The organism is Methylophaga sp. (genome assembly GCF_965655755.1).
Taxonomy (GTDB): domain Bacteria; phylum Pseudomonadota; class Gammaproteobacteria; order Nitrosococcales; family Methylophagaceae; genus Methylophaga.
Genome location: NZ_CBFHHW010000024.1, coordinates 3,771 through 19,700, shown reverse-complemented (window position 1 = coordinate 19,700; position 15,930 = coordinate 3,771). Strand labels below are relative to the sequence as shown.

13 protein-coding genes are annotated in these 15,930 nt (G+C 47.5%); 10 read left to right on the top strand and 3 right to left on the bottom strand.

Features of this window, described 5'->3' with window-relative positions; genetic code table 11:
- Positions 1-53: 53 nt before the first annotated feature.
- Genes ACTF5U_RS08875 through phrB form a run of 5 tightly spaced genes read left to right on the top strand, consistent with a single transcriptional unit; the run spans position 54 to position 5,001 of the window.
- Positions 54-206, top strand: coding sequence for a DUF2256 domain-containing protein (locus ACTF5U_RS08875; protein WP_438971297.1), 153 nt, complete (start codon positions 54-56; stop codon positions 204-206).
- Positions 199-1,665, top strand: coding sequence for an exonuclease domain-containing protein (locus tag ACTF5U_RS08870; RefSeq protein ID WP_438971269.1), 1,467 nt, complete (start codon positions 199-201; stop codon positions 1,663-1,665). Before ACTF5U_RS08875 ends, ACTF5U_RS08870 begins: the two co-directional genes overlap by 8 nt.
- The gene (locus ACTF5U_RS08865; protein WP_438971268.1) at positions 1,662-2,057 is read left to right on the top strand and encodes a DUF3429 domain-containing protein; all 396 of its coding nucleotides are present in this window, start codon (positions 1,662-1,664) and stop codon (positions 2,055-2,057) included. Before ACTF5U_RS08870 ends, ACTF5U_RS08865 begins: the two co-directional genes overlap by 4 nt.
- Complete coding sequence (locus ACTF5U_RS08860; RefSeq protein ID WP_438971267.1) at positions 2,057-3,610, top strand: cryptochrome/photolyase family protein; 1,554 nt, start codon at positions 2,057-2,059, stop codon at positions 3,608-3,610. Before ACTF5U_RS08865 ends, ACTF5U_RS08860 begins: the two co-directional genes overlap by 1 nt.
- Positions 3,607-5,001 carry a deoxyribodipyrimidine photo-lyase gene (gene phrB / locus ACTF5U_RS08855; protein ID WP_438971266.1) on the top strand — a complete coding sequence of 465 codons (1,395 nt, stop codon included), beginning with the start codon at positions 3,607-3,609 and terminating at the stop codon, positions 4,999-5,001. Before ACTF5U_RS08860 ends, phrB begins: the two co-directional genes overlap by 4 nt.
- Before the next feature lie 7 nt (positions 5,002-5,008).
- Here the strand turns inward: phrB and ACTF5U_RS08850 are convergent, their stop codons facing one another.
- Both ACTF5U_RS08850 and queG read right to left on the bottom strand, forming a co-directional pair.
- Positions 5,009-6,955, bottom strand: coding sequence for a methyl-accepting chemotaxis protein (locus tag ACTF5U_RS08850; protein WP_438971265.1), 1,947 nt, complete (start codon positions 6,953-6,955; stop codon positions 5,009-5,011).
- A 59-nt stretch (positions 6,956-7,014) separates the two neighbouring features.
- Positions 7,015-8,085, bottom strand: a complete 1,071-nt coding sequence (queG, locus tag ACTF5U_RS08845) for a tRNA epoxyqueuosine(34) reductase QueG (protein ID WP_438971264.1) — start codon at positions 8,083-8,085, stop codon at positions 7,015-7,017.
- A 47-nt stretch (positions 8,086-8,132) separates the two neighbouring features.
- Here queG and ACTF5U_RS08840 point away from each other — a divergent pair, with 47 nt between their 5' ends.
- The 5 genes from ACTF5U_RS08840 to ACTF5U_RS08820 all read left to right on the top strand — a co-directional run bounded on the left by ACTF5U_RS08840 (position 8,133) and on the right by ACTF5U_RS08820 (position 14,388).
- Complete coding sequence (locus ACTF5U_RS08840) at positions 8,133-9,623, top strand: NAD(P)H-hydrate dehydratase (RefSeq protein ID WP_438971263.1); 1,491 nt, start codon at positions 8,133-8,135, stop codon at positions 9,621-9,623.
- A 12-nt stretch (positions 9,624-9,635) separates the two neighbouring features.
- On the top strand, positions 9,636-10,091 hold the full coding sequence (tsaE, locus tag ACTF5U_RS08835) for a tRNA (adenosine(37)-N6)-threonylcarbamoyltransferase complex ATPase subunit type 1 TsaE (RefSeq protein ID WP_438971262.1): 456 nt from the start codon (positions 9,636-9,638) through the stop codon (positions 10,089-10,091).
- A gap of 98 nt (positions 10,092-10,189) precedes the next feature.
- Complete coding sequence (locus ACTF5U_RS08830) at positions 10,190-11,542, top strand: N-acetylmuramoyl-L-alanine amidase (protein WP_438971261.1); 1,353 nt, start codon at positions 10,190-10,192, stop codon at positions 11,540-11,542.
- A gap of 34 nt (positions 11,543-11,576) precedes the next feature.
- On the top strand, positions 11,577-13,238 hold the full coding sequence (gene mutL, locus ACTF5U_RS08825; protein ID WP_438971260.1) for a DNA mismatch repair endonuclease MutL: 1,662 nt from the start codon (positions 11,577-11,579) through the stop codon (positions 13,236-13,238).
- A gap of 25 nt (positions 13,239-13,263) precedes the next feature.
- Positions 13,264-14,388, top strand: a complete 1,125-nt coding sequence (locus tag ACTF5U_RS08820) for a hypothetical protein (protein ID WP_438971259.1) — start codon at positions 13,264-13,266, stop codon at positions 14,386-14,388.
- Between the two features lie 72 nt (positions 14,389-14,460).
- Here the strand turns inward: ACTF5U_RS08820 and ACTF5U_RS08815 are convergent.
- Positions 14,461-15,930, bottom strand: a 1,470-nt coding sequence (locus tag ACTF5U_RS08815; protein ID WP_438971258.1) for an efflux RND transporter permease subunit, incomplete at its 5' end; no start/stop codon positions are given.

Genomic DNA, 15,930 nt, shown 5'->3' with positions numbered 1-15,930 from the left:
ACACTTTTCACGTTTTTTTAGACAAGGTACAGGAAAATTTCTTGAGCCTTGCAATGAGTCACACCAAAGCATTCTTGCCACACAAAATCTGCGTCGTTTGCGAACGCCCCTTTAGATGGCGCCGAAAATGGCAGCGCGACTGGGAGCAGGTCAAATATTGCTCGCAGCGCTGCAGACAAAATAGCGCTTCGAATCGACGTGACTGATTTATCAGCCTTCCCCCCACAGATGGTTTTGCTGGATTGCGAAACTACCGGGGGTCGCGCATCACGCGACCGCCTGACAGAAATCGCGCTTATTGAAGTGAAAGATGGCAAGGTGGTTGATCGCTGGGAAACCCTGCTCAACCCCAAATGCACCATTCCCCCCTGGATCACCAGACTGACCGGCATCACTAACCCGATGGTTGCTGAGGCCCCTTGTTTTGAAGATATCGCTGAAGAATTATTCGAAAGGCTACAGGGAAAAGTATTGGTGGCGCACAACGCCCGCTTTGATTACAGCTTTTTGAAACAATCTTTCCAGCGCTTTGGCTTAGCGATCAGCAATAAAACCCTCTGCTCCGTGAAGCTCAGTAGAAAATTATATCCGCAATATCGCCGGCATGGACTTGATCGCATTATCGAACGCTTAGCAATCAGCGTCGATGCCCGCCACCGCGCTATGGCTGATACCGAAGTGATTCTCGCTTTCATGCAGCGTATCAGCGAACAATTCGAAGTCGATGTCATCAGTTCTATCTGCCAGCAACTGCTGAAACGGCCCAGCCTGCCAAGCCATATCAATCAATCTCAGATCGATGCCTTACCCCTTGCAGCAGGCATCTATCGTTTTTTCGACGCCGAGGATGGCCTGCTTTACATCGGCAAATCTGTGAATATCCGGGATCGCGTTTTAAGTCATTTCGGTCAGGATCATAAAAGCGCCAAGGAACTCGATATCAGCAATCAGTTGCATCGTATTGAGTTTGAACAAACACCGTCCGATTTTGGCGCACAGTTGCTGGAAAATACCGAAATAAAACGCTTTTCACCGAGGTTTAATCGCCGACAAACAAAGACGAAAAAACTTTATCAATTGGCATTATCTGAAAACGCTCAGGGTTATCATCAACTTGAGACCGTCGTCGCCGAGATGACCGAAATTGATGCTATTACCCATCGTTACGGTCTGTTTCGAAGTCGTAAACAGGCTGAAAAGAAAGTCTTAGAGATAATTGAGGAACATCATTTGTGCCAAAAGCTTTGCGGTGTAGAAAAACGCCAGAAAGGCGCCTGTTTTGGGTTTCAGTTGAAAAAATGTCGTGGTGCCTGCTGTGATAAAGAAGCGCCCACGAGCTATAACCTGAGACTTCAGTTGGCACTGCAACAAATCAAAAACCAGCAATGGCCGTGGCCGGGCCCGATACTCGTCGAAGAACACCCCATTAACGACGACTGGGAGCAAGTACATTTTCATCTGCTGGATCAATGGTGCTATCTGGGGCGGGTCCGAGATAACACCGATTGCTTGCAAAAACTTTCAGTTCATCAGAACCAGCCAGCTCTATTTGATCTGGATGCCTACAAAATTCTGTTGCGGTTCTTGCTCAATCCAAGCCGACAAAAACATCATCGTCTGGCCATTAAACCCATTTCTTTGGAACAACTGGAGCATGCATTATGACTTCTTCCCAACGTTATCTCGGCTATGGCGGACTGATCCCATTTGTGTTTCTCAGTCTGGTAACTTTGGCAGGCATCGACCATGCAGCATTCTTTTTGATCACTTATGCCGCCTTAATATTCAGTTTTCTGGGCGGCATCCTTTGGGGCGTCAGCCTTGATAAACGTCTACCACAGCATGTCAGCTTAGTCGCGGTAAGTTCCATGTTGTGGGCTTGGGTATGGCTGCTGATGCCCGGCTACGACTGGTTTATTCTGGCTGCCTTATCATTTATGGCTCTATGGCTATATGAATGGCTGTTACTCAGGCGTGTTCTCGACAAATCATTTATTCAACTTCGCGGCCAATTGTCTCTTGTGGCTGCGTTCTGTCTTTTATTGGGCGGTCTATAGTGCAACAGCGGCTAAACCTGATACTGGGTGATCAACTCAACTGGGACAGTCTTATCTGGAAAGATGTTGATCTCGAGCAGGACCTGTTCTGGATGGCTGAAGTCAGTGATGAGTCAACCCAAACGCCATCCAGTAAACAACGTACGACCTTATTTCTATCAGCGATGCGGCATTTTGCCGAAGAAATCAAAAACAAGGGTTACCGCCTGAGCTATACGCGCCTTACCGCAGAGCATAGCAGTTTTGAGTCTGTACTCCATACAACATTAAAAAATCATACTTTTAGTCATGTTCGCTGTGTTTTAGCCGGTGATATGAGGGTAGTGACAAAACTGGAACATATTTTTGAGCCACATAATCTCTCTATTGAGTGGCTGGAAGATCAGCACTTCATAACTCGTCGTGGCGAATTTCAGAAATGGCTTAATGAACGTAAACAACCTCGGATGGAGCACTGGTATCGTCACTTAAGAAAAGACCGGCAGATTCTGATGACCCACAATGAAGAACCAATCGGTGGGCAATGGAATTTTGATAAGGATAACCGCCGTAGCTTTGATAAAAACGGGCCGCAACTGCCTAGTTCTGATATCAACTTCAAGACAGACGCAATAACGAAACACGTGATCAGTGATGTAGAATCTTTTTGTCCTGACTTACCGGGAATAATCGATAACTTCAACTGGCCGGTGACACGAGGGCAAGCCCTGAAACAACTGGATGCATTTATCAAGCAACGCTTGCCATTTTTTGGTGATTATCAGGATGCAATGTGGACAGACCAGGCTTTTCTCTTTCACGCCCGCCTTTCGAGCAGTCTGAATCTGAAGTTGTTACACCCCATGGAAGTGATAAAAAAAGCGGAGCAGGCTTATTCCAATAACAAGGCACCTCTAAACGCCGTTGAAGGTTTTATCCGTCAAATCCTCGGTTGGCGTGAATATATCCGTGGGCTTTACTGGAGTTATCGTAACCATTGGCTCGACTACAATGCGCTGGATAATCAACGCGTATTGCCGAGCTTTTATTGGCATGCTGACACAGAGATGCAGTGTATGCATCAATCCATTTCACAGGTATTGAAACACGGCTACGGACACCATATTCAACGGTTGATGGTGACTGGGTTATTCTCGCTTTTATGGGGTATCAAGCCGGATGAAATTCATCGCTGGTATCTGGGTATGTATGTCGATGCAGTGGCCTGGGTGGAAATTCCCAACACTATCGGAATGAGTCAGTATGCGGATGGTGGCATTGTCGGATCCAAACCTTATATCGCCAGTGGTGCGTACATTCAGCGGATGTCAAATTATTGCGAACACTGCCAGTTTAAGCCGAAACAAGCGGCCGGTGATGATGCCTGTCCTTTCACCACTTTATACTGGTATTTTATCGACCAGCATCAAAGCTGGCTGGCACGAAATCCTCGACTGGGCATGCAAGTGAAAAACTGGACGAATAAAGGCGATGACGAACAAAACAGAATCCGCCAGCGTGCAGACTGGCTGTTTTCACATTTAGACGAAAGACCCTATAAGGAACAGGCATGAAACCGACGCAACTGGTCTGGCTACGCAATGATTTGAGACTGGATGATAACCCCGCCTTAACCCGTGCCCGACAACAAGGTGCGATTCATGTTGTGTTCATTGCAACGCCCAAACAGTGGCAATTGCATGATGAGTCACTCGCTAAACAAGGCCTTAAGGCGGCTAGTCTGCGGGATATAGCTGATCAACTGGCAGCCAAAGGTATTCCGTTCACGCTGCTGGAAACTGATTATTTTGCAGGCATACCCAAGCTGCTGACCGACTTCTGCCAACAACAGCAGTTGGAAGCCCTCTGGTTTAATCAGGAAACGCCATTGGATGAACGGCGTCGTGATGAAGCAGTATCTCATGCCTTAGTTGAATCCGGCATCGCCTGCCATGCGCAGGATTTGGACTTACTCGTCTCCGCACCTGTTTTAACGCAGCAAGATGAGCCCTTTAAGGTATTCACACCGTACTACCGTCGTTGGCTTCAAATCCTTCAGGAAATGCAACAAGCGTCTTATGCAGAACCCGAACAGCAGGATAAAGCCATCACAAATGAATACATCAAGCCCGACTGGGCGAACGATTATCGTGATGATTTATGGCCAGCCAATGAAAAAGCCGTGTTAAAAAAGCTCAGTCAATTCTGCCGAAAAAAAATCAAAGTCTATCCGGAACAACGGGACTTTCCAGCGGAACCCGCCACCAGCACGTTATCGCCTTATCTGGCGATTGGCCGTATTGGTCCCCGCCGCCTGCTCGCCAGCATTCAATATCACTGCAGCGAACAAAATATGCACTGGCAGGACAATGACTGGCTGAGGGAACTTGCCTGGCGCGACTTTTACCGTCAATTACTCATTCACTTTCCACGCCTGAGTATGGAAAAACCGTTTAAACCGGAGACAGATCATGTCGTTTGGCGCGAGGATGAGCCGGGATTCAAAGCCTGGTGCGAGGGCAATACCGGGTTTCCCATTGTAGATGCCGCCATGCGCCAGCTATTACAAACCGGCTGGATGCACAATCGTTTGCGCATGATAGTGGCCAGCTTTTTAACCAAACTATTATTAATAGACTGGCGCCGCGGTGAACAATTTTTTATGCAACACCTGATTGATGGCGAATTTGCAGCCAATAATGGTGGCTGGCAATGGAGCGCGTCTACCGGGGTTGATGCTGCACCTTATTTTCGGGTGTTTAACCCCACGCGTCAGTCTGAGCGCTTTGATCCTGACGGTGACTTCATCCGTCGCTTTGTGCCTGAACTGAAACCTCTCTCTAGTAAGCAGATTCATAATCCGTCTGATCAATTAAGAACAGAAACTGATTACCCAATGCCTGTTATTGATTACAAGCCTGCGAGACAAGCCGCGATTGATGCCTTTGCAAACTTAAAAAGCTAACCAGCGATTAGTCTTTTTCTGCTTTAAGCCTTCCGACCAGTTGCTCTAGGTTTTGACTGATAGCGGTTAAACTGTCACCAGCTAGACTAATATCAGCAATATGTTGATTCACTCGTTCTGAGTCTAATTTAATCTGTTCGGTGCTGTGAGCAATTTCGTCCACTGTTGATGTTTGCTCTTGAGTTGCCGCTGCAATCGCCGCATTCATCTGTGTGATGATATTCATCGAAGTCACTACGGGCTCAATCGCCAGACCTGCATCAGCCGTCTGTTTGGCACAGTCATTTGCCGCGACACTCTGCCGTGTCACAATCTCGGTTGCCTCCGTACCAGAGGTTCGCAACTGCTCGATGATTGAACGGATTTCTTCAGTAGATTGGGTAGTGCGTGACGCCAATTGTCTGACTTCATCAGCCACCACCGCAAAACCACGACCATGCTCACCGGCTCGGGCCGCTTCAATGGCCGCATTCAACGCCAGTAAATTGGTCTGCTCAGCCACGCCTTGGATCACTTCCAATACTGCACCAATATTTTTACCGTCTTGTTCCAGCCGTCCCATGACATTTTCGACTTCCATCAAATCAGCAGCCAATTTCTCACTAGCCTGTGTTGCCATACCCAACGTTTGTCTTGCTTTTAATGTTGCTTGGTTTGCTTCAGTAGCTGAGCTGGACGCTTTTGAAGCATTACTTGCTACTTCTTTAAATGAATAAGATAGCTCTGTCACAGCGGTAGCAACATGATCGGTTGAGCTTTGTTGCTGCACAGTCAACCCCAGCGTAGCCTGGGAAATAGCTTGCATGGCTTGACTCGCATCGGTGACCTCCCTCGCCTGTATTTCAAGCTTGGTAATCAACTCAGCGAGATAGTTTTGTAAATGATTGGCTGACTTTTCAACTGATTGCGTTTCAGCAAATGGCAATTCAGACGCCAGTTGTTGTGTGTAATTACCACGTAACATGGCATTAAAGAAACGCTCCATTTTCAACAAAAAGCCAATCATCCTGTTTTGCATCAGAAATTGAGCGGTCAGCGCCAGAATAATCAATGCCACGGCAACCAGTAATGCCCAGCGGACTTGATTTGTAATAGCCGCTTTAATATCGCCTATGCGTTGCTGAAACTGACCCAAAAGCGATTCTAAAGTCTGTATTTGCTTATTTAACTGCTCGCGACTCTCCGCCATCCGTGACTGAAGTGCATTAGTATTTGAAATTTCTTTTTCGTAGCGGCGGGTCAGGCTTCTCAAAGAACTGATACTCATCTCACCGACTTCATCAGGCTGTTGGGGAATTAAGGCCTCTTCATCCACGTCGGTATAAATACCAAAACGCGGCATATCTTCCAGTTCACTGACTAACTCAGCGAAACGAGCGTTCTCTGACAACAATGCCTGCGCACGCTGCTCATCGGCACTTTCTATATACAACTGACGTTGCAATGTAATCTTGTTTAAATGCTGCCCCAGTTCAGCCAGCGTTTTCAGAAAGCGAAGTTTAACTGCGCTGTATTCGTAATCTGCCTGCTGCGTATAATCCACCAGCAGTGCCAGATCCCCACCACGTTCACGTTCGTTATTGATCAACAGCCCCTGAGGGTTTGCTGCTAGCTTACCTGCAGCTCTGACCAAACTGACTTGTTCCCGCAACTCGGCAATGGCGTCGAGGATCTGCTGATTCTCTTCTGGTGACAGCCAGTCGAACGTCTCTGCCGCCATTTTATCCAGCTTATTTTCAGCCTCCAACAATAAATTAGCTTGGCCAGATGCGAGATAGCGTTCCAGTAAAATGCGGGCATCAATATCGAACACATCGCGATATTGCTTAAATTGTTCTGAAATTTGATAAGGCTTATCCAACTGTTGCCAGCCCCAAATGCCAATCGTTGCAGACAGGCTCAGCAAAGTAATAACAGCGATAATTAAACTACGGGAGACGGTGGAAAGTTTCACTCAATCACTCTCAACAGGAAACAAGCAACCTGGAAGCCTACCCCGTGTTAATGACAAACTTATGACAATTGGTGTTGTTGTAACGCCCAATTAACGTGCTCACGCACCAAAGCAGATTCATGTTCCGCTTTTTGTTGTAATGCATTGACTACACGGGGGGAGGTTTTTGCATTGCCTAGCGCCACGGCAATATTACGTAACCAGCATTCATAGCCTATGCGACGGATTGGCGAGCCTTCCAGGCGTGTCAAAAAATCCTGCTCAGTCCAATCAAATAAATCAATCAACTGCGGCGCATCAAGTCCCGCACGTGGCAAATAGTCAGGTTCGACTGTCGATTGCGCATATTTATTCCACGGACACACCAACTGGCAATCATCACAACCATAAATCCGGTTTCCCATCATCGGTCTGAATTCTTCAGGAATTGCCCCCCGAAGCTCAATTGTCAGATAGGAAATACACCGACGTGCATCCAGTTGGTAAGGACCCACTATCGCCTGCGTCGGACATACATCGATACAGGCAGTACAGCTTCCGCAGTGTGCTGTGGTTGAATCTGTTACAGGTAATGGTAGATCGGTGTAAATCTCACCCAAGAAAAAATACGAACCATGATCCCGGTTCAATACATTGGTATGTTTACCTATCCAGCCCAGTCCGGCTTTTTCAGCAATCGCTTTTTCCATCACCGGGGCACTGTCGGTAAAGACACGAAATCCCATTGGGCCAATTTCTTTTTCAATGTGTTTGGCTAATTTTGCCAGACGCTTACGCATCAACTTGTGGTAATCGCGTCCCAGAGCATAGCGGGAAATAAAGGCTTTATCGCCATCTTCCAATACCTGCCAGGGTTCGGCTGCTTCACCCGGCCAATAGTCCATCCGCACACTGATAACGCGAACCGTACCATCTACCAGTTGTTCAGGGTGAGTACGTTTGCTGCCATGTTTCTCCATGAAACCCATTTCGCCATGAAAGCCTTTCTTCAGCCACGCCTGTAAATTGGCTTCCGCATCACTCAAATCAATATCACTGACACCCAAAGCCTGAAACCCCAGTGATCGTGCCCAGCGTTGCATGCGTGATAACAATTCTTGCCCGTCGGTGTCTGTGTAATTTTCAGCCATGCACGTTATTATAAAGATCTCCGCGATGTTAATTTGAGATTGCCTTCATGCAACACCTGCCTAACCAACTTTATACTGCTGAACAGACACGGGAATTGGATCGAATCACCAGCACCCAACACGGTATCAGTGGCGCAACACTGATGACACGAGCGGGCGGTGCAGCCGTAGAAGCAATTCGCTCCTTTTGGCCCCAGGCAAAACATATTTTAATCATCTGCGGCAGCGGTAATAATGGCGGAGATGGTTATGAAGTTGCTCGCCAGGCATTAGAAAAAAATTATCTTGTCACTGTCATTGAGCTCGGCAATGTCGACAAAATGAGCCCGGAAACATTGGCTGCCAGACAGGCTTTCCTGGCAACAGGCGCTGAACTTCAGCCATTTAATTCAACACTGCCAGAAACCGATGTCATTGTTGACGCCTTATTTGGCACCGGCGTTGATAGAGACGTTACAGGTCGCTACGCCGATGTCATAGAAGTCATTAACAACACAGAGAATACACCGGTTTTTTCGCTCGACATTCCCTCAGGCATCCATGCCAATAGCGGAAAAGCGCTGGGGATTGCGGTTAAAGCCTCCGCTACCATCAGTTTTATCGGACTGAATATTGGCCTGTTTAATGGTGATGCGCCGAATTACGTCGGCAAACTCTGCTTTGATGATTTAAATGTCCCCAACGCTGTCTTTGAAGAAATTTCATCCGCAGTTCGTCGCCTTGATTTTAATCCTGACCTTGCCTCATTTCTGGCACCGCGACAACGAACTGCCCATAAAGGCTTTTATGGTCATTTATTAATCATCGGTGGCGATATTGGTATGTCAGGTGCCCCCCGTATTGCCTCAGAGGCCGGTGCCCGGGTTGGAGCAGGTTTAATCAGTATTGCAACCCGATACTCCCATAGTGCAATGTTAAACCTGACACGACCTGAAATCATGTCCCATGGTGTTGAAGAAATATCAGAGATTGAGCCGTTAAGCCAAGCAGCCACTGTCATTACGATTGGTCCAGGACTGGGACAGGCACAATGGGGGCAGCTTTTATTGAACCAGGCCATTGAGACCCAAAAGCCTTTGGTGGTTGATGCTGATGCTTTGAACCTGCTGAGTCAACACCCCCAAAGAAAGGATCATTGGGTGTTAACGCCGCATCCCGGCGAGGCGGGACGATTGCTAGGCTGTAGCGCAAAAGAAATTCAAGCAAACCGACTGGATGCCGTTAGAGAATTACATCAACGCTACGGTGGCGTTATTGTGTTAAAAGGTGTCGGCACACTGATATACGATGGCCGTGGGACAATATACCTTTCTGATTACGGCAATCCCGGCATGGCGAGTGGTGGTATGGGAGATGCACTGGCAGGTATTATCGGTGGCTTGATAGCACAGCAGTTCAGTTTGATTGATGCAGCCTGTATCGGCGTTAGCATGCATGGCATGGCAGCTGATAAAGCAGCTGAACAGGATGGAGAACGTGGGATGCTTGCAATGGATTTAATGCCGCATTTACGGCATCTCGCTAACTTACGATTTTAAAGCAGGTCAGATTTGCAGTATTTTCTCGCTAATGAACAAGCCACACTTAAGCTGGGTAAACACCTTGCTGAAGCATGTCCGGATACTTTATGCATCATTTACCTTGAAGGTGAATTGGGCGCCGGTAAAACGACGCTAACGCGTGGCTTTCTGAGAACCCTGGGGCACGAGGGTAATGTCAAAAGTCCCACTTATACGCTGGTTGAACATTACCAGCTTGCCGATCGCGCTATCTTCCATTTCGATTTATATCGTCTTAGTGATTCCGGTGAGTTAGAATTTCTGGGACTGGATGATTATTTCCGCGACAATGCCGTCTGCATACTGGAGTGGGCACAACGAGGTAGTGAGTATTTACCTGACCCAGACATATTGGTGCAGTTGGACTACCATGATCATGCACGTAAAGCGACGATTGAAACAAAATCACGATTAGGAGAACAAATCTGTGCAAAACTTCACAAATAGTTCAACTTTTCACTCTATCTTACTTATTTAGAAAGAAAACTTGATTTTTTTATCAGGCAAAGACACAATTAGAAGCACGTTATTTTAGGGTTAATGAGATGCTCCGTCTCCTGCTGAGTTTATTTCTTTTATTAGCAAGCGGTCTCGCCTGGTCTGAGTCGATTGAGGGCATTCGCGTTTCGCACGATGATCAGAGTGCCCGCCTGGTCTTTGATCTCGACAGCAAAGCAAAATATAAAACCTTTACGCTGGATAATCCGCAGCGGCTAGTCATTGATCTTAGTGAATTCCGTCAAAGTGACAAATTAATCATTCCATCACTGATTAATACGCCGGTTCAAGCTATTCGTTATGCAGCTTATGATCGCCACACCCTGCGTATCGTCCTGGATTTGGCACATGAAGTAGAATATGAAACACAGACTTTGGGCCCAAATAAAACCTATCCACATCGGCTGGTTGTCGATCTCAGCTATACCCCACAGCAGGCCAAGCAGCCTTTAATCGCTTTACAGGAAGAAGCTGAAACCAAACAAACACCAGCTAAACAAGTTCAGGCTGATAACAACGCAAAAGCCAAAGTCGTCAAAAGCAATAAAATTCTGCCCCGTCGTGACATCGTTGTCGCCATTGACCCCGGCCATGGTGGTCAGGATTCTGGTGCTGTGGGTAAACGCGGCACCAAAGAAAAAGATATCGTTTTATCCATCGCTAAACGTCTGGCAACCCTAGTTGATAAAGAACCTGGCATGCGCGCCTACATGACGCGTGACTCAGATGTTTTCATCAGTTTACGCCAACGTATTCGCCGTGCCCGTGAAAATGGCGCTGATATGTTTATCTCTATTCATGCGGATGCGTTCCATAAAAGAAGTGCCCGTGGTTCATCGGTTTACGTACTTTCCCAACGCGGTGCCAGTAGTGAAGCCGCCCAGATACTGGCGGACCGCGAGAATGCGGCAGATCTGGCCGGCGGTATCAGTCTGGAAGACAAAGACGATTTATTGGCATCAGTATTACTCGATCTATCCCAGACGGCCAGTCTGGAAGCCAGCCTCGAAGTTGCAAGCACGGTGTTAGCAGGCTTGAAGCGAGTCGGTAATGTTCATAAGAAACAGGTTGAATCCGCCGCTTTTGTTGTACTCAAATCACCTGATATTCCTTCTGTATTGGTTGAAACAGCCTTTATTTCTAATCCGGAAGAAGAAAATAAGCTCAGAAACAGTAACCATCAATATAAATTGGCACATGCCATGATGATGGGCATACGTAACTACTTTCAGCGTAATCCACTTCCGGGAACTGGCTCACCGCAACAACACATCGTCAGCAGCGGCGATACGCTGAGCATGATCGCCCAACGTTACCAGGTCAGCATGGCTGACATTAAGAACGTCAATAACATGGGGTCAACCACCTTGCATGTTGGAGATGTGATTCGAATTCCCTAGTTTTAGCGACCACGCTTACTGTTAAACTAGAGTGATGACGTCGCAACGTATTCACGCACTTCCCTTGCATCTGGCCAACCAAATCGCCGCTGGCGAAGTGGTGGAACGTCCTGCTTCTGTATTGAAAGAACTCGTTGAAAACAGTATCGATGCCGGTGCGCGGCAGATTGATATTACAATTGAAGGCGCCGGAAGCCAGCTGATCCGGGTCAGCGATAATGGCAATGGCATTCACCCTGACGATTTGACTCTGGCTTTAAGCCGACATGCCACCAGCAAAATCCATAGTAGTGATCAGCTCAGTCATATTGATAGTCTGGGTTTTCGTGGTGAAGCGCTGCCGAGTATCGCTTCTGTGTCTCGTTTGACTATCGCTTCAAAACAAAATGATCAGGAATGTGGTTGGCAAATGACCACTGATCTCGAGGCACCGGAACCTACCGCCCATCCTGATGGCACAACAGTCAGTGTCGCCGAATTATTTTTTAATCTTCCTGCAAGACGCCGCTTCCTGCGTAGTGACAAAACAGAGCTTAATCATCTTCTCACGACGTTTAATCGTCTCGCTTTAAGCCGCTTTGATGTCGGTTTTTCTGCACAACTGGCCGACCAAACCCACATTAAATTGCCATTTATCACTGATCCAGAATTACAGTATCAACGAATTGCCCGAATCTGTGGTCAGGCGTTTGTTCGTGAAGCGCATTATCTGGAACAGCAGTTTGAAGATATTCACCTCCGAGGCTGGGTTGGTAAGGCGACCGCGCATCGCGCTCAAACCGATGTTCAATATTTCTTCATTAATGGTCGCGTGATTAAAGATCGCATCATCAATCACGCCATCCGTCTCGCTTATGGCGATGCCTTACCAGCCGGCAGGCAGGCTGCCTATGTTCTGTATCTCACACTGCCACTTGATCGCGTTGATGTGAACGTTCATCCGACCAAACACGAAGTGCGCTTTCGTGATGCCCGTCTGGTGCATGGGCTGTTAACACGTGCTGTACAGGAGGCATTGGCAGAACCTGATAACCATACTGATGTTCAATCTGAATTAGCTTTTCCTGAACCGGACCTGACTCAAGGCGTAAGAGAAAAAAGCCAGACATATTCCAATCACAATATCGGTCAGGAATTAGTCTCCGCTAAACTGAGCTCGACAGGGATAGCGTCGCAACCCGATTTTGTTTTTTTACATCAGCGCTATGCATTACTGACTGTGCCGGAACCGGCACTAATTGATCTACAGCAAGCCGCCCAAATGCTGAAACAAAAACAGTTTGTTGATGCGATAGCGAATAACAGGCTGGCATCACGGGCCATCTTAGTGCCAGTAAAAATCGAACTGGACTCAGGCGCTTTGACTGTTTTACAGCAACATAGAACCTTGTTAGAAGAACTCGCTGTAGAACTGGCTTTTGATAGTCAATCAGTTACCGTCAAGCGTATTCCTTTTTTATTATCACAGGTTGAATTGAAAACATTGGTATTAGCGCTCGTGAGGGCATTACAGCAGCAGGATGATATCCGTCAGCATCTGATTTCAAACCTCACCGAATTATTTCAGCAAACGCCGTTAACGTCGACTGAGCAGGCCCGCCAGATTCTCGCACAACATTCACTTGATGAGATAAAACAGGCCGGTGTATACCGTAAACTTGATCCGGTGACATTGACTAGCTTATTCTCGAACTAACGTTTTTGCCTCAAAGCGAATAGTTATGGCCAAATCAGCTCGTCCCGCACCATCTCTTATACCTGCCGTATTGGCATTAATCGTTCTGCTTGTACTGGGCTATATCCTATTCGCCGATCTGCAACCGTCTCGAACAGAACACACGGTCACACCCCCAATAGAGATTGAAGAACCCGAACTCGAAATTATCGAACAGGATAGCGTTGCACCTGTTGAACAGGGACAGGTTACTGAACAAGAAGCAGAGACTTTCGTAGAACAGTTAGCCTCACCCCCCGGAGAACACGATCAGAATGTAACTATTACCGAAGGACAAGGTGAGTTTGTCCGCCATGATGGTACGATTTCGATTCCGAAACTCGAACACCGCAATACTACGGTCGGTGAACTGATGCAGGATGAGAGTCTGGATGCTGATACACCCTTGACTTTGCAGTTTACTGAAACAGAAAAGCAAACCACCACATTACAAGCACTGGATGATTCAATCGAAGATAAAACGCAGGTAATCACTCTGGAACAGGCCGATGGCACGCGTCGACAAGCCCTCCTGGCTGATTTACTCAATGAAAAAGAGACGGACAAGAACGCACCTGTAACAGTCATCACAGAAACAACACGTACAGAGCAGTTCACTGCCCGTGAGTTGTCAGAATCAAACATAGCCCCTTCTCAGGAGGTAACTGCGACAATAAACCGCGGCATTCAAGAATTGTCCGTCAAAGATATTGTTCAGTCTGGTGAGCTTCCGGATAATGCTTTGTTCTATCTGCATCGAGTTTCAGAAAGTGACCGACAGGGTTTGTGGGGCATTATTCAGTCAGGCCTGATCCAGCGTTTCAGACAAGGTTTAACATTAGAGGGCATTACCAGAAATAAAGAGCTTGCCCGAGTCACAATTCCGGCCGATGCCGATGAACCGCTTCCGACTGGATTGAGTTCGTTCCTGGGTAAGGTACTCAACAGAAAAGTCGAATCAAGTTATATCTATAACTTCAGCACCGACACAATGGGACGTGACCCCAACCTGATTCATCCCGGTCAGCAAATTATCTTGATTCATTTTTCACCTGAAGAGCTCAAACAAATTTACGTATTTTTTGCTGAACAGCGAAACGAACAGGCAGAAAGCTTCGCTATCTCACCCTGATGTTAGATTTAGCTTTCCTGATTATTGTCGTTGCCATTATCGCTGCGGCGTTTCTAATGCCTTTGGATTAACTCAGCGATTAAAACGACCGTAACGTAAAATCACACTCGGTAGCACCAGCAGGTTCAATACGGTCGATGAAATCAGGCCGCCGATAATGATGCTCGCCATCGGTCCCATAATTTCTCGGCCCGGACTATCCGAATTAACCGCGATCGGAAGCATCGCCAGTGCCGTCACCAGCGCCGTAATTAAAATCGAAGGTAAGCGTTCCTGGGCACCGCGAATGGCCGTATCCAGATCCCACTTAGCACCCTCTTCAACCACGAGATACTGGTAATGTGACACCAGCATAATTGAGTTACGCAGAGTAATACCAAACAAGGTCACAAAGCCGACCAAAGAACCGATAGACAACACACCATTCGTCATCAATACCGCGATAACCCCACCCACAAGAGAGAACGGCAGGTTCATCAATACCAGTAACATGTTTCGCATGCTTTGCAGCGCCATATAAAGCAGCAGTAATACCGCTACACCAGCTAAGGTCGAATGAACGATCAAATCTTCGCGTGATTGCGCCTGCGCCACCGCAGCCCCGGTAAACTCAGGGTAGATATCGGCCGTAAATGACACTTCATCGTGAACACGTTGTTTTAATTCTTCAAAGAAAGAGGTCAAATCCCGACCTGTCACGTTGCTGGTGACCGTCTGTAATCGTTGGGCACCGCGATGCAGAATCATATAGCGTCCTGAAACCTGTTCAATCGTCGCCACGTCCTGCAGTCTGAGCATTACGCCATCCGCAGTCTGAATTGGTAAGTCTTTCACATGCTGAGGCTGTTGCCGCTGATCTTCAGGCAAAACGACGACGACATCAAACACCTGGTTACCTTCGTAAACCTGGCCTACCACCGCGCCATCAAATCCAGTTTTAACAGCCTGCATGATTTCAGCCGGGCGTAATCCCCAGCGCGCCAGTTTATCCAGATCCAGACGCACTTCCATCTGAGGTTCACCCGGTGGTGCTCGCAGTTGCACATCAGCGGCACCGTCAATATCCTGCATCACCTCTGCAATCTCTTGCACTTTCTGATCCAAGGCATCCAGGTTTTTGCCATAAACATTGACCACCACTGGTGAGGTATAACCTGAAATCGTTTCATCGATTCGCTCAGTCAAAAACGTATTCACTTCCGAATTGATACCTGGGAAAGCTTCCAGAACATCCCGAATTTCATCCAGCACTTTCTGCTGTGAAGCACCATCCATCGGGTCCAGATCCACTTCATATTCACTGTAGTGAGTACCAAAGGTATCTGCGCCCCGCTCAGCACGCCCCGCCCACTGAGAGGTTGAACGAACACCGGGGATTTCTGCTACCCGTTTTTCAATCTGCCCGCCAATACGCAGAGATTCTTCAATTGAAGTCCCCGGCACACTGGCCGTATGAATAATATAGTGGCCCTCACGAAGCTCGGGTAAAAAGCTGCCGCCCAGCAAAGGCAATATGCCCAGACCGCCCAGACAGAACACTAA

Coding starts and splice junctions, on each gene's coding strand:
- ACTF5U_RS08875 (WP_438971297.1), top strand. CDS start 54: ATGAGTCACACCAAAGCATTCTTGCCACACAAAATCTGCGTCGTTTGC.
- ACTF5U_RS08865 (WP_438971268.1), top strand. CDS start 1,662: ATGACTTCTTCCCAACGTTATCTCGGCTATGGCGGACTGATCCCATTT.
- phrB (WP_438971266.1), top strand. CDS start 3,607: ATGAAACCGACGCAACTGGTCTGGCTACGCAATGATTTGAGACTGGAT.
- queG (WP_438971264.1), bottom strand. CDS start 8,085: ATGGCTGAAAATTACACAGACACCGACGGGCAAGAATTGTTATCACGC.
- ACTF5U_RS08840 (WP_438971263.1), top strand. CDS start 8,133: ATGCAACACCTGCCTAACCAACTTTATACTGCTGAACAGACACGGGAA.
- ACTF5U_RS08830 (WP_438971261.1), top strand. CDS start 10,190: ATGCTCCGTCTCCTGCTGAGTTTATTTCTTTTATTAGCAAGCGGTCTC.
- mutL (WP_438971260.1), top strand. CDS start 11,577: ATGACGTCGCAACGTATTCACGCACTTCCCTTGCATCTGGCCAACCAA.
- ACTF5U_RS08820 (WP_438971259.1), top strand. CDS start 13,264: ATGGCCAAATCAGCTCGTCCCGCACCATCTCTTATACCTGCCGTATTG.